The organism is Pokkaliibacter sp. MBI-7, from assembly GCF_029846635.1.
In the GTDB taxonomy this organism is placed as follows: domain Bacteria; phylum Pseudomonadota; class Gammaproteobacteria; order Pseudomonadales; family Balneatricaceae; genus Pokkaliibacter.
Genome location: NZ_JARVTG010000001.1, coordinates 2,804,710 through 2,826,256 on the forward strand (window position 1 = coordinate 2,804,710; position 21,547 = coordinate 2,826,256).

General features: G+C 60.2%; 20 protein-coding genes. 16 read left to right on the plus strand and 4 right to left on the minus strand.

What is annotated here, in order from left to right; all coding sequences use genetic code 11:
• The first annotated feature begins 62 nt into the window (after positions 1-62).
• A complete protein-coding gene (locus QCD60_RS12550) occupies positions 63-731 on the plus strand; it encodes a response regulator (protein ID WP_279785732.1) in 669 nt (222 codons plus the stop codon).
• A complete protein-coding gene (locus tag QCD60_RS12555) occupies positions 728-2,068 on the plus strand; it encodes an ATP-binding protein (protein WP_279785734.1) in 1,341 nt (446 codons plus the stop codon). The genes QCD60_RS12550 and QCD60_RS12555 overlap by 4 nt, the downstream gene beginning before the upstream one ends.
• Positions 2,069-2,172: 104 nt before the next feature.
• Here QCD60_RS12555 and QCD60_RS12560 read toward each other — a convergent pair whose 3' ends face one another.
• The gene (locus tag QCD60_RS12560; RefSeq protein ID WP_279785737.1) at positions 2,173-2,751 is read right to left on the minus strand and encodes a flavin reductase family protein; all 579 of its coding nucleotides are present in this window, start codon (positions 2,749-2,751) and stop codon (positions 2,173-2,175) included.
• Positions 2,752-2,954: 203 nt separating this feature from the next.
• On the opposite strand from QCD60_RS12560, the gene QCD60_RS12565 reads away from it, so the two are divergent.
• The 7 genes from QCD60_RS12565 to QCD60_RS12595 all read left to right on the plus strand — a co-directional run bounded on the left by QCD60_RS12565 (position 2,955) and on the right by QCD60_RS12595 (position 9,521).
• Complete coding sequence (locus tag QCD60_RS12565) at positions 2,955-3,545, plus strand: amino acid synthesis family protein (protein ID WP_279785739.1); 591 nt, start codon at positions 2,955-2,957, stop codon at positions 3,543-3,545.
• A gap of 22 nt (positions 3,546-3,567) precedes the next feature.
• Positions 3,568-4,398 (plus strand): alpha/beta fold hydrolase, encoded by an 831-nt coding sequence (locus tag QCD60_RS12570; protein WP_279785741.1) that lies wholly within the window; start codon positions 3,568-3,570, stop codon positions 4,396-4,398.
• Positions 4,399-4,532: 134 nt separating this feature from the next.
• The gene (locus QCD60_RS12575; RefSeq protein WP_279785743.1) at positions 4,533-6,014 is read left to right on the plus strand and encodes an aldehyde dehydrogenase; all 1,482 of its coding nucleotides are present in this window, start codon (positions 4,533-4,535) and stop codon (positions 6,012-6,014) included.
• Positions 6,015-6,035: 21 nt separating this feature from the next.
• Complete coding sequence (locus tag QCD60_RS12580) at positions 6,036-6,521, plus strand: flavin reductase family protein (RefSeq protein WP_279785745.1); 486 nt, start codon at positions 6,036-6,038, stop codon at positions 6,519-6,521.
• Positions 6,522-6,728: 207 nt separating this feature from the next.
• Positions 6,729-7,484, plus strand: coding sequence for a GntR family transcriptional regulator (locus tag QCD60_RS12585; protein WP_279785747.1), 756 nt, complete (start codon positions 6,729-6,731; stop codon positions 7,482-7,484).
• 3 nt (positions 7,485-7,487) lie between these two features.
• Positions 7,488-8,051: an NUDIX hydrolase gene (locus QCD60_RS12590; protein WP_279785750.1), complete on the plus strand. Its 564-nt coding sequence runs from the start codon at positions 7,488-7,490 to the stop codon at positions 8,049-8,051.
• 105 nt (positions 8,052-8,156) lie between these two features.
• Complete coding sequence (locus tag QCD60_RS12595; RefSeq protein WP_279785753.1) at positions 8,157-9,521, plus strand: Fic family protein; 1,365 nt, start codon at positions 8,157-8,159, stop codon at positions 9,519-9,521.
• 59 nt (positions 9,522-9,580) lie between these two features.
• On the opposite strand, the gene QCD60_RS12600 is transcribed toward QCD60_RS12595, so the two are convergent.
• The gene (locus tag QCD60_RS12600; RefSeq protein ID WP_279785755.1) at positions 9,581-9,871 is read right to left on the minus strand and encodes a DUF1330 domain-containing protein; all 291 of its coding nucleotides are present in this window, start codon (positions 9,869-9,871) and stop codon (positions 9,581-9,583) included.
• Positions 9,872-10,016: 145 nt separating this feature from the next.
• On the opposite strand from QCD60_RS12600, the gene ribBA reads away from it, so the two are divergent.
• From ribBA to QCD60_RS12630, 6 genes are all read left to right on the plus strand, one after another.
• Positions 10,017-11,171 (plus strand): bifunctional 3,4-dihydroxy-2-butanone-4-phosphate synthase/GTP cyclohydrolase II, encoded by a 1,155-nt coding sequence (gene ribBA / locus QCD60_RS12605; protein ID WP_279785756.1) that lies wholly within the window; start codon positions 10,017-10,019, stop codon positions 11,169-11,171.
• Between the two features lie 453 nt (positions 11,172-11,624).
• On the plus strand, positions 11,625-12,644 hold the full coding sequence (locus QCD60_RS12610) for a polyamine ABC transporter substrate-binding protein (protein ID WP_279785758.1): 1,020 nt from the start codon (positions 11,625-11,627) through the stop codon (positions 12,642-12,644).
• Positions 12,629-13,600, plus strand: a complete 972-nt coding sequence (locus QCD60_RS12615; protein WP_279785760.1) for an ABC transporter permease — start codon at positions 12,629-12,631, stop codon at positions 13,598-13,600. Before QCD60_RS12610 ends, QCD60_RS12615 begins: the two co-directional genes overlap by 16 nt.
• A 2-nt stretch (positions 13,601-13,602) precedes the next feature.
• Positions 13,603-14,412 (plus strand): ABC transporter permease, encoded by an 810-nt coding sequence (locus tag QCD60_RS12620; RefSeq protein ID WP_279785762.1) that lies wholly within the window; start codon positions 13,603-13,605, stop codon positions 14,410-14,412.
• 62 nt (positions 14,413-14,474) lie between these two features.
• Positions 14,475-15,641: an ABC transporter ATP-binding protein gene (locus QCD60_RS12625; RefSeq protein WP_279785764.1), complete on the plus strand. Its 1,167-nt coding sequence runs from the start codon at positions 14,475-14,477 to the stop codon at positions 15,639-15,641.
• Positions 15,642-15,767: 126 nt separating this feature from the next.
• Entirely contained in the window at positions 15,768-16,814 is a 1,047-nt protein-coding gene (locus tag QCD60_RS12630; protein ID WP_279785766.1) for an LLM class flavin-dependent oxidoreductase, read from the plus strand.
• A 72-nt stretch (positions 16,815-16,886) separates the two neighbouring features.
• On the opposite strand, the gene rhaI is transcribed toward QCD60_RS12630, so the two are convergent.
• Both rhaI and QCD60_RS12640 read right to left on the minus strand, forming a co-directional pair.
• Entirely contained in the window at positions 16,887-18,182 is a 1,296-nt protein-coding gene (rhaI, locus tag QCD60_RS12635) for an L-rhamnose catabolism isomerase (RefSeq protein ID WP_279785769.1), read from the minus strand.
• Positions 18,183-18,214: 32 nt separating this feature from the next.
• Positions 18,215-20,332 (minus strand): bifunctional rhamnulose-1-phosphate aldolase/short-chain dehydrogenase, encoded by a 2,118-nt coding sequence (locus QCD60_RS12640; RefSeq protein ID WP_279785771.1) that lies wholly within the window; start codon positions 20,330-20,332, stop codon positions 18,215-18,217.
• Positions 20,333-20,641: 309 nt separating this feature from the next.
• Between QCD60_RS12640 and QCD60_RS12645 the strand changes: the two genes are divergently transcribed.
• Positions 20,642-21,463 (plus strand): DeoR/GlpR family DNA-binding transcription regulator, encoded by an 822-nt coding sequence (locus QCD60_RS12645; protein WP_279785773.1) that lies wholly within the window; start codon positions 20,642-20,644, stop codon positions 21,461-21,463.
• The last annotated feature ends 84 nt before the right edge of the window (positions 21,464-21,547 follow it).

Below are 21,547 nucleotides of genomic sequence, written 5' to 3' on the forward strand. Positions count from 1 at the left end.
GGTTGGCTAAAGGATCGGCAGCTAGTGTTCGCTGCGTGGGTGAGCATGGATAAGGGTACACAATGCGTATATTGATGGTGGAAGACGATCAGGCGCTGGCAGAGGTGCTGGTCAGAGGGCTGCAGAAGGCCGGTGATGTGGTGGACTGGGTCAGTCGTGGCCAGCAGGCCTGGACGGCGCTGCATACCAGCACCGAACATTTCGACCTGCTGGTACTGGATCTGGGCCTGCCTGATGGCGATGGCCTGAGTCTGCTGCGCAAGCTGCGTAACGAGGGTAATACCATGCCCACCCTGATTCTCACCGCCCGCGATGCACTGGAAGACCGGGTTAGCGGGCTGGATGCCGGGGCCGATGACTATCTGGTCAAACCCTTTGAACTGGCCGAATTACAGGCCCGGCTGCGGGCACTGGGGCGGCGTCAGCGCGGCAAAAGCTCGGAAGAGTGGCGGCTCGGGGCATTACGGCTGGACCCCGGACAGCTGCGAGCGTGGCTGAGTGAGGCGGATCTGCAGCTCAACCGCCGTGAGTTCATGCTGCTGCGCGCACTGGCGGAACGCTCCGGGCAGGTCATCACCCGCAGCCGGCTGGAAGAACAGCTGTACGGCTGGGGTGAAGAGGTGGAGAGCAACACGCTGGAAGTGCACATCCACCATCTGCGGAAAAAGCTCGGCAAAGATGCTATTCGCACCGTACGCGGCGTGGGCTACCGGCTGGAGCTGGCTGAATGAGTCTGCGCCGTATCCTGCTGGTGACGGTGCTGAGTCTGGTGGCCATAGGCCAGATCACCAGTTTTGTCTGGATCTACAGCGAAGGGCAGGAAGAAATGGAGGAGGTGCTCGACAGCGACCTGCTCAGTCAGGCTGGCTGGACCAGCCTGTGGCTGAAGAACCTGCCGGCCGAAGACACCGAAAAGATCGCCACCAATCTGACTGAGCGCCAGTTTGAAGGGCTGCCCGCCGACTGGGTGATGGATCAGGGCTACCATCTGGTCAGTTCGCGGTTGCAGTTATGGGATGCCAAACTGCAACGCTGGTGGCCGGAGGACTTACCGCGTGAGCCGATCGAGAAGGCCGGGTTTGGCTGGCATGACTTTGGCGGCCTGCGCTGGCGTACTTTCGATCTGGTGCTGGACGACGTACCGATCCGTGCCCGCCTGTGGCAGTCGCTGGACGTACGCGATGTGGCGCTGGAAGAAACGCTGGAAGCGATGTTGCTACCCAACATCGCCGTGCTGGTGCTGCTGCTGTTTATTCTCGGTATCGTTATTCACCGCAGCCTGTCGCCATTGTCGGTGCTGGCACAGCGTCTGAGCAGACGCCCTGCCGATGATCTCAGCACCCTGCCATCACCGTCGCGTACCGAAGAGATTCAGCAGCTCACGCAAAGCCTTAACGGCTGGATTCTGCGCCTCAACGATACCCTGCAGCGCGAGCGGGGGTTTGCCTCTGATGTCGCCCATGAACTGCGCTCGCCGCTGGCAGCACTGCAGCTGCAGCTGGATGAGTTCAGTGCCGATCAGCCCGGTATCACTCAGGCTCGCAACAGCGTGCGGCGGCTGGCGCGGGTGGTGGACCAGCTGCTCAGTCTGGCGCGGCTGGAACACCGGCTGGCGACCTTACGTTTGCAGCCGGTAGCACTGGATACCCTGCTGGAAGAGCTGCTCGGTGAAATGGCCGATCAGGTGCTGGCCAAGGGTAAGGAAATTGAGCTGACCGGACAGGCGGGCGAAGTGCAGAGCGAACCCATCCTGCTCAGCGTGGTGCTGCGCAACCTGCTGGAAAACGCCAGCAAATACAGTGATGCCGGCAGCCTGATTGAAGTGGAACTGCGCGAAAACGACAGTGAAGTGCTGTGTCTGGTGCGTGACCGGGGCGCCGGGATTCCCGCCGCCCGCCGCAGCGAAGTGCAGCAGCGTTTTGTGCGGCTGGATACTGGCCGCGACGGCGCGGGTCTGGGGCTGGCGATTGTTGGCCGCATCTGTGATGCGCTGCATATCGACTGGCAGCTGCAGGACCGCGATGACGGTCAGAACGGGCTGCAGGTGTATCTGCGCTGGCCGCGCTGATCAGCAACCTGCTCTTTGCGGAGCGCAGACAGACGCAGCCATCCTGAGCACCTTCCGACACCACGGCGCTGATAGCGGCCCGTGGTGTTTTTTCTTTGTCAGCCTTACTCGCCGTCGGCGCTGCCATTGACGCTGAAGGCATCGCCGGTGGCAAAGAACGCCCCTCCCGCCACGTAGTGCAGCGAGCGCGGCGCCTCTCCTTCGAAGTGCCAGCGACCCTCGCTGAAGGCGCGCCGGTCTGCTCTGGCCGCCACCACTTCGCCAATAAACAGATCGTAGCGCTGCTGGTTGTGCGGCTCGTTGATGATGCGGCATTCCAGATAAGCCAAGCAGCCATCGGCCAGCGGCACATCAATGGCCGAGCCGCTATGGCTGGCGATAGCAAACTGACGGAATTTATCCCCATCACGACCGGAACAGGTACCGACATCCATGGTCAGCTGTGCCTGTTCTGTGGAAGGCACCTGCAGTGCAAACACGCCTGAGGCTTCCATCAGTTCGCGGGTCAGGGTGTTGCGATCCACCACGACCAGCACTTTGGGCGGGTCAAAGTCGAGCGGCATGGCCCAGGCGGCCGCCATGATATTGCGCTGGCCGTGGGCGGCACTGCTGACCAGCACGGTCGGGCCGTGATTGAGCAGACGATAGGCTTTGGGCAGTTCAACGGGGTCAAGATAAGACACGGTCGGGCATTCTCCGGTACGACATCAGGATGCGGGGGGCTCGGGGTGTGGCCACAGGCTCACTGGCTAGCTTTATAGGTGCGCTCGCAGCGGATTACCAGAGCCGGTCCCTGACCTGTTCAGGCTTTGATCAAGATAGCAATTGCACAAAATATATTATGGTATACCATAAGACGGAATACTTAATTGTGCAGGAGCAGACCATGAGCTTTGAAATTCGCAAGATCGTCAGCCATGTCGAGCAAACCTTTATCGAAGGCGGCAAAGCCGCAGAACAACCGGTGACCATGGCCGGGCTGGCGGTGGTGATCACCAACCCCTGGCTGGGGCGTGGGTTTGTCGACGACCTGCAGCCCGAGATCAAGGCAGGCTGCTCCGATCTGGGTGCGCTGATGGTGGAAAAGCTCACCGCGCTGGTGGGCGGCGCGCACCGGGTTGAAGCGTATGGCAAGGCAGCGGTGGTCGGCGCTGAAGGTGAGATCGAGCATGCTTCGGGAGTGATCCATACCCTGCGCTTTGGCAATCACTACCGTCAGGCAGTGAATGCCAAGAGCTACCTGAGTTTTACCAACAAGCGTGGCGGCCCCGGCACCTCGATCCAGATTCCGATGATGCACAAGGATGACGAAGGCCTGCGTTCGCACTACATCACGCTGGAAATGCAGATCGAAGATGCGCCCCGTGCCAATGAAATCGTCGTCGTGCTCGGTGCCTCTGACGGTGGCCGCCTGCATCCACGGATCGGCAACCGTTACCTCGATCTGCAGCAGCTGGCGGCGGAACAGGCTGGCTGAGCCACCACAGGGAGACAGGGCTATGCATCCTTCGATGGCACAGACGACCCCGGCGGGCACCAGTTACCTCTGTCAGGGCAGTGGCAGGCCGGTAGTGCTGATTCATGGCGTGGGACTGAACAAGGAGATGTGGGGCGGGCAGTTTGTCGGCCTCGCACCACGCTATCAGGTCATCGCCTACGACATGCTCGGTCATGGCGCCAGCCAGCCACCGGCCAGCGATGCCACACTGGCCAGTTATGCCGCCCAGCTGGCCGAACTGCTGGATCATCTGCAGCTGGCGCAGGCAACGGTGATCGGCTTCTCTATGGGCGGGCTGGTGGCACGGGCATTTGCTTTGCATTACCCGGAACGTTTGCAGGGGCTGGTGATTCTCAACAGTGTCTTCAGACGTACGGCAGAACAGCGTCAGGGTGTTCTCGCCCGTACTGATCAGGCGGCGGCTATGGGGCCTGATGCCAACGCGGAAGCCGCGCTGGCGCGCTGGTTCAGTCAGGAATATCAGGCTGCCAGCGCTGCCCAGATCAGCGCCATCCGGCAGATTCTGGCAGGCAACGACCCGCAGGGTTACCTGACCACTTACCGGCTGTTTGCCACCGAAGATATGTACGGTGCGGAGGCGCTGGACTCCATCAAAGTGCCGACACTGATCGCTACCGGCGAGCTGGATCCCGGCTCGACCCCGGAAATGGCCCGCCAGCTGGCGGACTGCATCACCGGAGCGGAAGTCGTGGTACTGCGCGAACAGCGCCACATGATGGCAGTGGAAGCACCAAAAGAAGTCAATCAGATGCTGCTGCGCTTTCTGCGCCGGATTGAGAGCCCGTTGCAGCTGAGCGGGCGGGCCTCGTAAGCGCGTGGCGGCGCCTGTGTGCCAGCAGGCCGCGTGGGCACACCGCCGCATCGCTGTATCAAGTCAGCACACCAGTACCACCACGGCACTCACTGAATCTGCCAGACAGAGCAAAGCACGACGGAGGACAGGGTATGGCGTTAACGCAATTCCAGATGTGTATTGATGGGCAATGGCTGCCTGCCCGCAGCGGACAGACCTTTCGCAGTTTCGACCCGTCCACGGCCGAGCCCTGGGCGGAGCTGCCCGATGCCAGCGCAGACGATGTCGATCTGGCGGTGCAGGCGGCCCAGCGTGCCTTTGACAGTCCGGCCTGGCGCGGGCTGACGGCCACGGCGCGGGGTAAGCTGCTGCGGCGTCTGGGTGACCTGATTGCGCAACACAAGGAAGCACTGGCACAGCTGGAAAGCCGCGACAACGGCAAGCTGATCCGCGAAACCCGTGGACAGGTGGGTTATCTGCCTGAGTTCTTCTATTACAACGCCGGGCTGGCCGACAAGCTCGAAGGGGGCACGCTGCCACTGGATAAAACGGATCTGTTTGCCTACACCGTGCACGAACCACTGGGTGTGGTGGCCGGCATCATCCCCTGGAACAGCCCGCTGTACCTGACCGCGATCAAACTGGCCCCCGCCCTGGCGGCGGGCAACACCATCGTACTCAAACCCTCCGAACATGCGTCCGCGACCGTGCTGGAGCTGGCCCGGCTGGCCCTTGAGGCCGGTATTCCGCCCGGCGTGGTCAATGTCGTGACCGGCTTTGGCCCGACCACGGGGGCGGCGCTGAGCAGCCATCCGCTGGTACGCAAAGTGGCCTTTACCGGCGGTATGCAGGCGGCCCGTCATGTGGTGCGCAGCAGTGCGGAAAACTTCGCCCGGCTGTCGCTCGAACTGGGTGGCAAGTCACCCAACATCATCTTCGCCGATGCCGATCTCGACAGCGCCCTCAACGGCGTGGTGGCCGGCATCTATGCCGCTTCCGGACAGAGCTGTGTAGCCGGTTCACGGCTGCTGGTACAGCGCGATATCTACGACCAGTTCGTCAGCCGGCTGGCGGCACGGGCAGAACAGATCTGCATCGGCCATCCGCAGCTGGACAGCAGCGAAATGGGGCCGATGGCCACCGCGCAGCAGCTGGCGGTCGTGGAGTCGCTGGTGGCGAAGGCTCAGGCCGAAGGCGCGCGGCTGCGCACCGGCGGCAAGCGCCCTGATCTGGACAGTCAGGGCTGGTATTACCGGCCGACGCTGCTGGAGTGTGATCGCCACGCCATGAGCATCATGCAGGAAGAAGTATTCGGTCCGGTGGCGGCGGTGATGCCCTTCGATGATGAAGCACATGCGCTGGCGCTGGCCAACGACAGCCAGTTCGGGCTCGCTGCGGGTATCTGGACCCGTGATCTGGGTCGTGCGCACCGGCTGGCGCGGGGCATCCGCTCCGGCATCATCTGGGTCAACACCTACCGTGCGGTGTCCGCGATGGCGCCGATTGGCGGCTTTAACCACAGTGGCTACGGCCGCGAAAGCGGTATCGACTCAGTGCTGGCCTACAGCGAAACCAAGACGGTATGGATCAACCTGTCACAGGCGCCCATGCCTGACCCTTTTGTGATGCGTTAATGGCGTTCGAGGTACAGCAAGATGATTGATGCAGCGGTATACAAAGAAGTCATGGGGTCGTTTCCCACCGGGGTGACCGTGATTACGACGCTTGATCAGCAGGGGGCAGTGGTCGGGATGACCGCCAGCGCCTTCAGTGCGCTGTCACTGGACCCGGCGCTGGTGTTGTTCTGTCCGAACTACAGCGCCGACTCCTACCCGGTGCTGCGTGAACGTCAGCAGTTTGCGATTCATCTGCTGGCGGCCGGACAGCAGGGCATGGCCTATGCGTTTGCCAGCAAGGGGCGCGATAAGGCCAAAGATGTGAGCTGGCAGCTGAGCGAGCGCGGCAACCCGCTGCTGGAAGGCGCGACCGCGATCATCGAGTGCACGCTCTGGCGCGAATACGAAGGCGGGGATCACGCCATCATTGTCGGCGCGGTAGAGAATCTGATCGTACCGGAGCAGCCACTGCTGCCGATGCTGTATCACCGTGGCAAGCTGGGAGAGATGCCGCAGCTGGCCTGAGTACGGGCCGCTGTCATGCACCGGTCACACCATGATGTCATCTGGTATACGGCATACACGCGATGTGGATGGCCGGTGAGCATGCTACACTTGCCGGCACTGTCGCCCTGTGTGTGCCGGCCAGCCATGCCTGCGCCGGGCGTGTTTCCCGATTCATCTGCTGCCATTGTGCTGTGATTGATGCCAGCCCCAGAACGAGCTGCTGCCATGCTACGAATGCCCCTCGATGACAACTTCAAGGTCAGTCGTAATCCCGTTACCCTGCGCGAGATCGTCCTCGATAAACTGCGCAGTGCCATCATGAATTTCCAGCTGCTGCCGGGTGATCGCCTGGTCGAACGTGACCTGTGTGATCGTCTTGGCGTCAGCCGTACCTCGGTGCGCGAGGCGCTGCGTCATCTGGAGTCGGAGGGGCTGGTCGAGTTTGATGGCTCCAAAGGCCCGCGGGTGGCGGTGATCACCCTGGCCGATGCCTGCGATATCTATGAGCTGCGTATGGTGCTGGAAGGGCTGATCGTGCAGCTGTTTACCCTCAATGCCCGTGCCGCTGACATCACGGCGCTGGAGCAGGCGCTGGAAGCCAACAGTCAGGCACTGCAGAGCGGTGAGCTGACGCAGGTGCTGGAGACCGTGCAGCATTTCTATGAAGTGCTGATGGAAGGTGCCGGTAACCGCATCGCTGCCACCCAGCTGCGCCAGCTGCAGGCCCGTATCAGCTATCTGCGTGCTACTTCGGTATCGCAGAAAAACCGCCGTGCCAGCAGCAATGAGGAAATGCAGCAGATCGTCGCGGCGATCAAAACCGGAGATCCGCAGCGAGCGCATCAGGCCTCGGTGGACCACGTACGCTCCGCTGCCCGAGTGGCGCTGGATTATCTGCGTGCCCAGCAGGATGGCGAGGCGGAGCAGGGCCGTGATATCACCAATCCCATCGTCGTTGATGAGCCGCGTATCGGGCGCTGAGCCATGAGCACGCCGCGCTTTTGTCCGCAGTGTGGTCAGCCGGGGCTGCAATATCGCCAGCCTGCCGGTGATACACACCTGCGGCTGGTGTGCCCGGCGTGTCACCATATTCACTACCAGAATCCCAAAGTCATCACCGGCTGCATTATCGAGCGTGATGGCGGCTATCTGCTGTGCCAGCGCGCCATCGAACCGCGGGCTGGCAGCTGGACGCTGCCTGCAGGGTTTATGGAAAACGGTGAGACCACCGAGCAGGCTGCCCTGCGTGAGGTGTGGGAAGAAAGCGGTATCCGTGCGCAGATCATCGCGCCGTATTCGATCTTCAGTGTGCCTGCTATCAGCGAGGTGTATATCGTGTTTCGCGCGCGGGTCCTGGAAGAGAGCGGGCAGTTCGGTGAAGAGACGGCCGCCTGTCGCTTTTTCGCCCCTGCTGAGATGCCCTGGGACAACATTTCCTATCCTGCTATCCGCCAGATTCTCGAGCGCTATATCGATGAACAGCGCAACGGCATCTTTGGTATCTACATGGGCAGCGACGCCGGCGGTACGGTGCACTTTGTGCGCTGACCTTTATGCGTGTGCTTCAGTGCATCGAGTTACTTTGACAGGACGGCTTTTTACTCATAATTTTGTTAAAAACTAATTATCAAAATATTAGTAAATGGAGCTGTCGTGAAAATACCCGAGTCTCCCATTCCCTATCAGCAGCTGCTAGCTAAGCTACTGAATGTGGATGGTGGCAATGATGTGCTGACTAAGGTGATGACCTCTAGTATTGGCGCAACCGATACCAAGGGGCGTTATCTGCATTGGGAGAAAGTCAAATACTTACCTGCGCCAGAGGGCTTCACCAGTGAGTCTTACTGGTTCGCCATGAAAACTGCTCGACGAAAGATGCAAAAAAAAACGCCTTTTCTGGCTAAAGACGGAAGTAACTTCTGGTATTGCGTCCCTGATGTGTTGCAAAAAGAGCTGCATTGGCTGGATCAGAATACGGCTGGCAGCATTTCTATGAATTCTCCTGTGACCAATGCACATACCCGAGACACCTATCTAGTTAGTTCTTTGATAGAGGAATCTATCAGTTCTAGTCAGCTTGAGGGCGCTTCAACAACTCGTAATGTTGCCAAGGAAATGCTCAGGCAGAACCGCACACCGAAAGATCACAGTGAACAGATGATCTACAACAACTATGCTGCCATGCGCTTAATTCGAGAGTTCCGGGAGGATGACCTGACTGAACCCTTGATGCTGGAGCTACATCGCATCTTGACTCAGGGGACGTTGGAAGAGGCCAGCAAAGCTGGCCACTATCGGCACATGGCGGATGACATCCATGTTGTAGACAGTAGTGTGCAGGAAGTATTGCATACGCCGCCCGCTGCGGACGAGTTACCTGAGCGAATGAGCAGATTATGCTGGTTTGCCAACCAAACCGATGAAGATGCATTCGTTCACCCGGTGATCAAGGCGATCCTGCTACATTTTATGATTGGGTATGATCATCCTTTTGTGGATGGCAATGGTCGTACTGCGCGAGCACTGTTCTACTGGGCAATGTCAAAGTATGGGTATTGGCTAATGGAGTACATCTCAATATCCAACATTATCAAGCAAGCTCCTGTGCAATATGGCAAAGCTTATCTGCATGTCGAAACGGATGAAAATGACCTGACCTACTTTCTCATTCATCAGGTTCAGGTCATCAAGGAGGCTGTAGTGTCGTTGCAGAACTACCTCCAGCGTAAGGCCTCAGAACTTGAGGAAGCAGAAAGCTTACTGGAGCGTTCACGGGCACGAGGTGAGCTGAATCATCGGCAGTTATCGCTACTGAAACATGCTCTGAAAAATCCAGGTGCGATTTACCGCATACAGGAACATCAAAGTTCTCATGCTATCAGCTATCAGACGGCGCGTACGGACCTATTGCGCATGTCAGATGTCTGGGGGTTATTGCGCAAGCGTAAATATGGGCGTGAGTTTGTGTTTGCTTCTCCCCAGAGTCTTCGTGAATTACTGGCTGCTGGAAAAGTATAACGCCGGCGGTACGGTGCACTTTGTGCGCTGACGTACCGCCTGCCCTTATCCTTTGCCGCTCAGGCCATTCCTTCCACAATAATCACCTCGGCATGTGCTGCCCCCTGACGGTACTGGCAGGCCTGCTGGTATTCCTCTGACTGATAACAGGCCAGCGCCTGCTGGTAGGAGTCAAACTCGATCACCACACTGCGCTGCGGCGTAGTGCGACCTTCCATCGCCTGACTCTGGCCACCACGGGCCAGCAGCCGGCCACCGTATAGGGCAAAGGCCGCCGGTGCCCGCTGGATGTACTGGCGGTACTGTTCGTCATCGGTCACGTCCACGTGGGCAATCCAATAGGCTTTCATATAGTCGTTCTCCTGCTGAGATGAGTCGGTGAGGTGGGCAAAACAGCTGGACAATTTCTGCTCATTTAGCTGTTCCGCTTCAATTTGTATTATGGTATACCATAATCCTGTGATGAGAAATTAAGCAAGCAGGGATACCGGCAACATGGCTTTTGACTCCATCGAAGACATCATCGACGACATGCGCCAGGGCAAGATGGTCCTGCTGGTGGATGATGAAGATCGCGAAAATGAAGGGGATCTGCTGCTGGCGGCAGACTTCTGCAGCGCTGAGGCCATCAACTTCATGGCCAGAGAAGCACGTGGCCTGATCTGCCTGACCCTGACGGAAGAACACTGCCAGCGTCTGGGCCTCGGCCAGATGGTGGCCAGCAACGGCAGCGCCTATGCCACCGCTTTTACCGTATCCATTGAAGCGGCCAGCGGCGTCACGACCGGGATCTCCGCCGCTGACCGTGCCCGTACCGTGCAGGTCGCCGTGGCCGCCGGCAGCAAGGCGGATGATCTGGTGCAGCCAGGGCACATCTTCCCGCTGCGCGCCCGCGATGGCGGTGTACTGACCCGCGCGGGTCATACCGAGGCGGGCTGTGATCTGGCCCGGCTGGCCGGGCTGACCCCGGCGGCGGTGATTGTCGAGGTGATGAATGATGATGGCAGCATGGCGCGCCGCCCTGATCTGGAGCGTTTTGCCCGTCATCACGGTATTCGTATCGGCACCATCGCTGATCTGATCCATTACCGCCTGAGCCATGAGCACACCGTGCAGCGGGTCGGTGAGCGTGAACTGCCGACAGTGCACGGCACCTTCCGGCTGGTGTCTTATGAAGACCGCCTGACCGGCGGGGTACACATGGCCATGGTGATGGGTGAGATCGAGCGCCAGCAGCCGACCCTGGTGCGGGTGCATGTGATTGATCCATTACGTGATCTGGTCGGTGCCGAGTACACCGGGCCACAGAACTGGACGCTGTGGGCGGCGCTGGAAAAAGTGGCTGCAGAAGGTCAGGGTGTGGTGGTGGCGCTGGCCAACAATGAGTCGTCACAGGCCCTGCTTGAGCGGGTACCGCAGCTGACCCGCGCCCGTCCGCGCTTTCAGCCCTCCCATTCCCGTATCTATTCCGAAGTCGGCACCGGAGCGCAGATTCTGCAGGATCTCGGTGTCGGCAAGCTGCGTCATCTGGGCGCACCTCTGAAGTACGCCGGTCTGACCGGTTATGACCTCGAAGTGGTAGAGAACATTCCTTATCAGCCTGTTGCCGTCAGCGGTGGACAGGCAGCGGCGGCAGGCAGCTCTGCCTGACCGCCATCTATAACAAGGCCGGCAGTCATAGCGGCCAGCGTGTCAGCATGAGGGAAGGGCGCTGCGGATTGATCCGCCGTCCCCCGGAGATCCTGCATCGTGCGGGGGCGGGGCAGGGAGCCCGGTATAGCGGAGTACACTCCGCAGCAGAACGCGTCATTGAGTCGTAACACGTAGACATATCGCAATACCGAGAAAGTCAGCCAGGTTCGCCTGGTACGTAACGCCATGGCCCGCTATCTGGTGCGTATCTTGCTGGTGTTCAGCAGGGATGTCGTCAGGTCGAACTGTGCACGAACGTTTGGCATACCATCAGTTGATGTGCCGTATGCGTGCCGGTGAAGACAGCGGGCTGCCACGACCGGCCGCCACCGGGCACAGTGCTCCGGCGGCCACTGTTCCAGACTCGCGGGCTTCGCCCGTGTATACCGACATGACAACGAGGGCTATGAGATGGTGGTGAAGAAAGGTGCGCTGGTACTGCTGGCGGCAGGCATGATGATGAGCAGCGGCTGGGCGGCAGCCAGCAGTGTGAATTTTGTCAGCTGGGGCGGCTCCACCCAGGAGGCGCAGGAAAAAGCCTGGGCAGAGCCCTTTACTGCCAGCACGGGCACTGCGGTGGTGCAGGATGGCCCGACCGACTACGGCAAGCTCAAGGCCATGGTGATGAGCAAGAACGTGCAGTGGGATGTGGTCGATGTGGAGGCAGACTTCGCCCTGCGCGCCGCGGCTGAAGGTCTGCTGGAACCCATGGACTTCAGTGTGATCGACAAGAGCAAGATCGACCCGCGCTTCGTCTCTGACCACGGTGTCGGCTCCTTCTATTTCTCCTTCGTCCTCGGCTTCAACAAGAGCAAGGTCAAGTCTGGCTCTCCGGCAGACTGGAGCGCCCTGTTTGATACCAAAACCTATCCCGGCAAGCGCGCGCTGTACCAGTGGCCCAGCCCCGGTGTGCTGGAGCTGGCACTGCTGGCTGACGGCGTACCGGCAGACAAGCTCTATCCGCTGGATCTCGACCGTGCTTTCAAAAAGCTCGACACCATCAAAAAAGACATCGTCTGGTGGGGTAGCGGTGCCAAATCGCAGCAGCTGCTGGCTTCCGGTGAAACCACGCTGGGCCAGTTCTGGAATGGCCGGGTCTACGCCCTGCAGAAAGACGGCGCGCCGGTGGGCGTGAGCTGGAAGCAGAATCTGGTCATGGCTGATTTTCTGGTGGTGCCCAAGGGGGCGAAGAACAAGGAGGCGGCGATGAAGTTTCTGGCTGAAGCCAGCAGCGCCAAAGGTCAGGCAGAGTTTGCCAACCTGACCGCCTATGCACCGATCAATACCGACAGCGTCAGTCAGCTCGACAGCAGTCTGGCAGCCAGTCTGCCCACTGCTCATGCGGCGGATCAGATCACTCTCGATTATGCCTACTGGGCCAAAAACGGGGCCGATATTGCCAGCCGCTGGAACGAATGGCTGGTGCAGTAATGGCAGAGGTCAGCTCAACCGTCCGTTCGCTGCCGGCAGGGGCTGACAGCCAGGGTGCCGCGCGCACCCTGGCCGCTCCCGGCCGCCCTCTTTCCCAGTCCCGCACGCCGCAGGGCTGGCTGGATCTGCAACGCTGGCGTGGCAGCGCCGCCTTGCTGCCGGCCTTGCTGTTTCTCGGGGCTTTTTTTCTTCTGCCCTTGCTGGGCCTGCTGCTGCGGGGCTTTACCGAGCCGCAGCCGGGGCTGGGCAACTATGCCCAGCTGTTCGCCAACGCGGCCTATGCCCGCGTGCTGTTCAACACCTTTGCGGTGGCCACACTGGTCACGCTGATCAGCGTGCTGCTGGCCTTTCCGCTGGCCTGGGTCATCACGCTGGTGCCCCGCGGCTGGGGGCGTCTGGTACTAAATATCGTGCTGCTGTCGATGTGGACCAGCCTGCTGGCCCGCACCTATTCGTGGCTGGTACTGCTGCAGGGGTCGGGGGTGATTAACTCACTGCTGATGAGCCTCGGGCTGATCGATGAGCCGCTGGAAATGGTCAACAACCTGACCGGCGTGGTGATCGGCATGAGCTATATCATGCTGCCCTTTATCGTACTGCCGCTGCAGGCCACCATGCAGGCGCTTGATCCCATGGTGCTGCAGGCCGGTGCCATCTGTGGCGCCAGTCCGTGGGTCAACTTCTGGCGGGTATTTCTGCCGCTGTGTCGCCCGGGGCTGTTTTCCGGTGGTCTGATGGTGTTCGTCATGTCCCTCGGCTACTACGTCACGCCAGCCCTGCTGGGCGGTGCGCAGAACATGATGCTGCCTGAATTCATCATCCAGCAGGTGCAGTCTTTCCTTAACTGGGGGCTGGCCAGTGCCGCTGCGGCGCTGCTGGTGCTGCTCACGCTGGTGTTGTTCTACCTCTATCTGAAGCTGCAGCCGGAATCGCCGGTGGGCGCAGGAGGTAAGTAAGTATGCTGCTGACTCCCAATGCCATGGGCCCGAAACTGAAGGGCGGTCTGTATCTGCTGACCGGCCTGATTGCCCTGTTTCTGCTGCTGCCCATCGTTTTTATCGTGCTGTTGTCGTTTGGTTCCTCACAGTGGCTGGTGTTTCCGCCGCCGGGCTGGACCTTCAAGTGGTACAGCGAGTTCTTTGCCAGCAGCGGCTGGATGCTGGCGGCGGTGGCCAGCCTCAAGGTGGCGGTGCTGACCACGGTCTTTGCCGTGGCGCTGGGGATGCCCACGGCCTTTGCACTGGTACGCGGCCGCTTTCCCGGACGCGAGCTGCTGTACGGCCTGTTTACCCTGCCGATGATCGTACCGCTGGTGATCATTGCGGTGGCGGTGTACGGCCTGTTTTTGCAGCTGGGTTACACCGGCACCCTGTTTGCCTTTGTTGTCAGTCACGTCATCGTGGCACTGCCTTTCACCGTCATAGCCATCATCAATTCGCTGAAGCTGTTTGACCGCTCCATCGAGGATGCGGCGGTGATCTGCGGGGCGTCACGCTGGCAGGCGATCTGGCGGGTCACGCTGCCATCGATCAAACCGGGGGTGATCTCCGGTGCCCTGTTCGCGTTTCTGGTGTCGTGGGATGAGGTGGTGCTGAGCGTGATGATGGCCAGCCCGACCCTGCAGACCCTGCCGGTAAAAATGTGGTCGACCCTGCGCCAGGATCTGACCCCGGTGATCGCGGTGGCCTCGACCCTGCTGATTGCTCTGTCGGTGATGGTGATGTGCAGCGCGGCCTGGCTGCGGCGGCGCAGTGACGCACGCAGCTGACCTCCGGTCCGCATCCTCAACAAGCTATGCCCGGCGCCTGCCGTCGGTGGAAGGAGTGAATTATGAATGCCGTGCTGCAAGCGAGCGCCCACCCCGAGGCCACTGCGCCTGCCAGCGATACGCTGGTCAGTCTGCGCCATCTGCACAAACACTACGGTGACTTCGTCGCGGTGGATGATCTGTCACTGGATATTCGTGACGGTGAATTCCTCACTTTTCTCGGTTCCAGTGGCTCAGGTAAAACCACCACCCTGTCGATGCTGGCCGGTTTTGAGACCCCCAGCAGTGGCGACATTCTGGTCGGTGGCCGGTCGCTGGTGAAGGTGCCACCCCACAAGCGTGACATCGGCATGGTGTTCCAGCGCTACTCGCTGTTTCCTCACCTGTCCGTGCGCGACAACATCGCTTTCCCGCTGACGATCCGCAAGCAGGATGCGGGCGAGCGTCAGCGCCGGGTAGACGACATGCTGCGGCTGGTGCAGCTGGAAAAGTTTGCCCACCGCCGCCCGGCCCATCTGTCCGGAGGTCAGCAGCAGCGCGTGGCCATCGCCCGGGCGCTGGTATACGAACCGCGCATCCTGCTGATGGACGAGCCACTGGGCGCGCTGGACAAGAAACTGCGTGAAGACCTGCAGGACGAGCTGCGTCATCTGCACCGGCGGCTGGGTATCACCATTGTTTACGTTACCCACGATCAGGAAGAGGCAATGCGCCTGTCACAGCGCATTGCCATTTTCAGCTACGGCAAAATTGTCGGCCTCGGCAGTGGCTATGAGCTGTACCAGAACCCGCCCAATGCCTTTGTTGCCTCCTTCCTTGGCAACTCCAACTTCCTCGCCTGCCGGGCCAGCAGTCAGCACAGTGCAGACTTTGCCGGGCAAACCCTGGCCATGCGCCACACTCCCGGTGTGCGTGCCGGGCAGGCGCTGATGCTGATGGTACGGCCGGAAAAAGCACTGGCACTGGACCCGCAGCAGGCGGCCGCCACGCCGCTGCCCGTCGGCTGGAATGAGATCGGCGCGACCGTTGAGGAAGTGGTCTTCCTCGGTGAAAGCCTGACCTGCAGCGTGATCACCGCAGAGGGCAGCCGGATGACAGTGAAGTCGCTGTCCAGCCAGGTGCTGCCGCTACAGAACGGCGACAGCGTCCGGGTGCGCTGGCAGGTGGAAGATGCCTGCGTCTACAGCGACTGGAAGGCAGAAGACATTCAGCGGAGCACGGCGCCGTAACGTCGTGTCAGCACCACAGCGGACAGCGGCAGCAGGCCGCTGCCGGCGGGAAGCACTATCGACCATTACGTTCATACTCGAACCGGCGCAGGGTTGCTGCAGCCGATGGCAAACGAGGTAACCACCATGAAGTTCTCTTTGTTTATCCATATGGAGCGTTTTGACGAGTCCGTCAGCCACCGTGAGGTGTTTGAACAGCTGGCCGAGTTGAGCCAGATGGCCGAAGCCGGTGGTTTCCGTACCGTCTGGATCGGCGAACACCACGCCATGGAATACACCATCTCCCCCAGCCCGATGCCGCTGCTGGCTTATCTGGCCGGCCAGACCTCCACCATCCGCCTCGGCGCCGGCACCATCATCGCGCCGTTCTGGCATCCGCTGCGGGTGGCAGGTGAGTGTGCGCTGCTGGATGTGATCAGCAATGGCCGCATGGAGGTCGGGCTGGCCCGCGGTGCCTATCAGTTTGAGTTTGACCGCATGGCGGGCGGCATGCCAGCCTCCGACGGCGGCCTGCATCTGCGCGAGATGGTGCCGGCGGTGCGGGCGCTGTGGCAGGGTGACTATGCCCATCAGGGCGATATCTGGCAGTTCCCCACTTCCACCAGTGTGCCCAGGCCGCTGCAGCAGCCAACCCCGCCGATGTGGATTGCCGCCCGTGACCCCAACTCCCACGACTTCGCCATTGCCAGCGGCTGCAACGTGATGGTCACGCCGCTGATGAAGGGGGATGAGGAAGTGGCTGATCTGGTCAGTAAGTTCGAGACCGCGCTGAGCAACCATCCTGAGGTGGCGCGGCCGCAGCTGATGGTACTGCGTCACACCTTCGTGCATGAGCACCATGATGACGAGTGGCAGGTGGGCGCACGTGCCATGTCACGCTTCTACCGCACCTTTGAGGGCTGGTTCCGCAACAAACAGACGCCGGTCAATGGCTTTGTTGATGCCATCAGTCTGGAGGAGGTGGCCGCGCGGCCGGAATACGACCTCGACAATCTGCATCGCAATCTGGTGATCGGTACGCCGGAGGAAGTCATTGCCCGGGTGCGCTATTACGAAGCGCTGGGAGTGGATGAATTCAGCTTCTGGTGCGACAACAGTCTGCCCTTTGCGGAGAAAAAGCGTTCACTGCAGCTGTTTATCGAGCAGGTCGTGCCGGCGTTCCGGCCATCCTGAGCGGCGGTATCAGCACCGGTACACACCTTCGCCACCCGCTGTCGCCTGCGGGTGGCGAAGCCTGTGTTACCGCTAGACGATACCGGAGCCTGACGCACCTTTCGCCGCCGGACGGGCCGCCGCACACTGCTGACGGTAGCCGCTGACGCGATAGCAGGCGATCGGATCAATGGCACCGCCACTGCGCTGGCGGGCCATCTGCAGGATCGGCTCAACATCCAGATTGTAGGCCTGCTTCAGGGTAGCCTGCGCCATCAACGCATCATTGCCCTGCTGGTACTGCTCCAGCGCGGTACGGTTGACCAGCAGTGCCTTGACGTAGGCCCGCTGCACTTCGGCGGCGCTGTACATCAGGCTCTCAATCGGATCAGTGACGTTGTGTGACTGGTCCAGCATGTAGAACGGCACGTAGTCCGGCTGCTGGGTCTGAATATCCACCAGCTCATTGAAGACCAGAAACAGCTGATACGGGTTGATGGAGCCGCTGTCGAGGTCATCGTCACCGTACTTGCTGTCGTTGAAGTGGAAGCCGCCGAGTTTGCCGAACTGTGCCAGCCGGGCGACGATCATCTCGATATTGACGTTGGGCGCGTGATGGCCGAGGTCGACCAGACACTGGCAGCGCTCGCCGACCGAGGTGGCGGCCAGATAGTTGCTGCCCCAGTCCTGAATGACGGTGGAATAGAACGCCGGCTCAAACATCTTGTGTTCCAGCAGCATGTTCCAGTCAGCCGGCAGCGCCGCATAAATGGCCCGGGCACTGTCGATATAGCGGGCAAAGGAGCGGCTGAAGTGCTGCTGGCCGGGGAAGTTGGAGCCGTCACCGATCCACACCGTCAGTGCTTTGGAGCCGAGTTTTTCGCCCAGCTCAATCACCTGAATATTGTGTTCGATGGCCTGCTGGCGCACTGCTGCCTCGCTGTGGCTGAGGCTGCCGTACTTGTATGACAGCGCCTGATCACGCTGGTCCTGAAAGGTGTTGGAGTTCATGGCATCGAAGCCCAGCCCGCGGCTGGCAGCCACCTCCTTCAGCTCACTGGGGTCGGAGGGGGTGTCCCACGGAATATGCAGAGAGACCTTGGGCGTGACCCGCACCAGCTGCTGAATGACAGCACAGTCATCCATCTTCTCGAAAATATTGCGCGGCTCACCGGTGCCGGGAAAGCGGGCAAAGCGGGTGCCGCCGGTGCCTACTCCCCAGGACGGCAGCGCGACGGCAAACTGCTGCGCCCTGGCGGTGAGGGTTTCTATATCCACACCGTGCCGTGCCAGTCTGCTCTGCAGGTGGGCATAATCGGCATCCAGTGAGGCGTCGGCCTGACGGTTCTGTTCGCCAATCAGATCGGCGGAAATCATCAAAGTGCTCATTGTTGTTGTCCTTGTCAGCGGTCTGGCGGCTATCAGCGGGTGAAGGAAGGCGCATGCCCGGCGTCCACATTCAGCACGTTGCCGGTGGACTTGGATGAAGCTTCGGCGGCGAAAAAGTACACCCCCTCAGCGATATCTTCGGGGAACACATTACGCTTCAGCAGACTGCGCTGGCGGTAGTGTTCTTCCAGCTCATCAGTAGACATGTTGTAGGCGCTGGCGCGTTCTTCCTTCCACTTGCCGGTCCAGATCTTCGAGCCGCGCAGCACTGCATCGGGGTTGACCACATTGACGCGAATACCCAGCGGTGCGCCTTCCAGTGCCAGACAGCGGGCCAGCTGAATTTCAGCAGCCTTGGCGGTGCAGTAGGCGGCGGCGTTGGCAGAGGCCACCAGCCCGTTTTTGCTGGCGACAAAGATCATCGAGCCGCCCATCTGCTGGGTTTTCATAATCTTGAAGGCTTCGCGGGACACCAGGAAATAACCGGTGGAGAGAATATCCTGATTATGCTGCCACATGGCCAGTGAGGTTTCCTCAATCGGTGCGGAAGAGGCGATCCCGGCATTGGAGACCAGAATGTCGACCCCACCAAAGGCCAGTGCGGTCGCGCACAGGGCCGCCGCCACCTGCTCTTCCTGACGCACATCCATCACCACGCCGGCGACCTGATCGGCGCCAAAGGCCTGAGCAAACCCGGCGACGGCTTCATCCAGACTGTGCTGATCAATATCGGTCAGCATCACGCAGGCCCCTTCACTCAGCAGGCGGCGGGCGGTGGCCCGGCCAATACCACCGGCACCGCCGGTGATCACGGCAATCTGCCCGGCCAGTGATTTAGGCTTCGGCATACGCTGCAGTTTGGCTTCTTCCAGTAGCCAGTATTCGATATTGAAGGCTTCCTGCTCGGGCAGGCCCATGTATTCGCTGACCCCGGCGGCACCGCGCATGACATTGATGGCGTTGACGTAGAACTCACCGGCAATACGGGCGGTGGCCTTGTCTTTGGCGAACGACAGCATGCCGACGCCGGGAATCAGGTAGATCACCGGGTTGGCATCACGGATTGCCGGGCTGTCGGCATGGCGGCAGCGCTGATAATAGGCTTCATAGTCGGCATTGTAGGCAGCCAGCTGGCGGTCGAGGCCATCGATCACCTGCGACAGGTTGTCACTGGCCGGGTCGAAGTCGAGTACCAGCGGTTTGATCTTGGTGCGCAGGAAGTGGTCGGGGCAGGAGGTGCCCAGCTCGGCGAGGGCGCGCAGCGACTGCGAATTGACGAACTGCAGCACTTCGGCGCTGTCGTTGAAATGGCCGATCTGACGCTGACGCTGGCTGGTTTTACCGCGAATCACCGGCATCAGCCGGGCAGCCACGGCACGACGGGCCTCGCTGTCCAGACTCTGGCAGGCGTCACCGCCGAACGCGGCGACATCCTGCAGCTGGTCGTCGAGCCAGCGCTGTGCCTTGTTGATCATCTCCAGCGAGGTCAGGTAGCAGTCTTTGGAGCTGTCACCCCAGGTGAACAGGCCATGTGCTTCCAGCACGATGCCGCGCAGGTGGGGGTTGGCTTTGGCCAGCTTTTCCAGCTCCAGACCGAGCTGAAAACCGGGGCGGCGCCAGGGCAGCCAGCCGATGTCACTGCCATAGATCGTTTCGGTCAGGGCCTTGCTGTTCCTGGCGGCGGCAATGGCGATCACGGCATCCGGGTGCAGGTGGTCAACGTGGGCAAAGGGCACAAAGGCGTGCAGCGGTGTGTCGATACTGGCGGCGCGGCTGTTGAGGTTGAAGGTACAGTGCGGCAGGTAGCCGACCATCTCATCTTCGTACTGTTCGCCGCGGTAGAGCTGCTTGAGGCTTTCCAGTTTGTCCATATACAGGGTGGCGAAGCCATCCAAGCGGATGCTGCCGATGTCACCGCCCGAGCCCTTGACCCACAGCACCGGCACCTGTTCCTTGCTCAGCGGGTCATGGCAGAGAATCTTGGCGGAGGTATTGCCACCGCCATAATTGGTGACGCGCATGTCGGCGCCCAGCAGATTGGAGCGGTACAGCAGCAGTTCAGGTTCGCTCAGGGTGGCGGCGTGGGCGTCGTCCCAGCGGTTTTCGATCAGACTGTTCTCATTCTGAGAGTATTGTTTTTGTTGCGTCATGGGAGCCTCAGTCAGTTATCCGCATTAATGAAGTCAAAAAGAATTCGGGTCGGAACAGGTTGCTGCACCGCAGGGTGATGACCCGCCAGACAGGCACACAGGGCGGGCAATCAGGCGTCAACACTGGTTCGGTGCAAGCAAAAGCTGTCATACTGAGCGACATTTACGGCGGGTTGCGCAGGTTTTGACAGGTTTTGACGGTTTTAATCTTCCATCAAACACCTAAACCTGTCAAACAAGATCAAAACATTGCAAAAAATGCTTGATTTTGTCCCCCCGTCTGACCATATTGACGCCTAAGGATTGATAATGCACGAAGTTGAAAGACATCGAATCATCCTCTCTGAGGTGGGCGAAAAGCCCGTGGTGACCCTGAACTACCTGGTGGATCTGCTCGGTGCGTCGGAAGCGACGGTCCGGCGTGACATCAACGTACTGCACAAACAGGGCAAGCTGAAAAAGGTGCGCGGGGGAGCAGAGTCTCTGCATCCGCCGACCAGTCCCAATCTGGCGGGGCGGCCTTTCTCGGTGAATCAGACCATCAATGCCCGAGCCAAGCGTGCTATCGCCCGGCTGGCAGCGACCCTGTGCAAAGAGGGCGACTCGATCATCATCAATGGCGGGACGACCACCTTCTTTATGGCTGAACACCTGAAGAACAGTCACCTGCATGTGCTGACCAATTCCTTTGTGATTGCCGAGTACCTGCTGAAAAACAGTAAATGCGGTGTGACCCTGCCCGGCGGCACGGTGTACCGGGAGCAAAACATCATTCTGAGCCCGTTCCCCAGAGATGTGTCGTCGCAGTTTTACGCTTCACTGCTGTTTATCGGCGCCCAGGGGGTGGGTCCGCTGGGCGTTATGGAAACCGATCCGCAGATCGTGCAGGCCGAAACCAAGCTGCTCGAACAGGCGGAACAACGGGTGTTGCTGGTGGACAGCAGCAAGTTTGGCAATCGCAGCAGTCTGATCGTATGCCCGCTGAACAAGATCGATATCGTCATCACCGATGACGGTATTGATCAGAAAAGTCGGAAGATGATTGAAGATGCAGGATGCAAACTGATGATTGCGACGATGGAAACTTCAGCATCAACCACACTGGCGGAAACCGCCGGGGAGACCGACTAGGTCACCCCCTGCCAGCGCCACGATCACCGCTCTTTACAGACATTTCATGAACGCAGCACAGCAACTGGCTGTCACTGGCTGTTG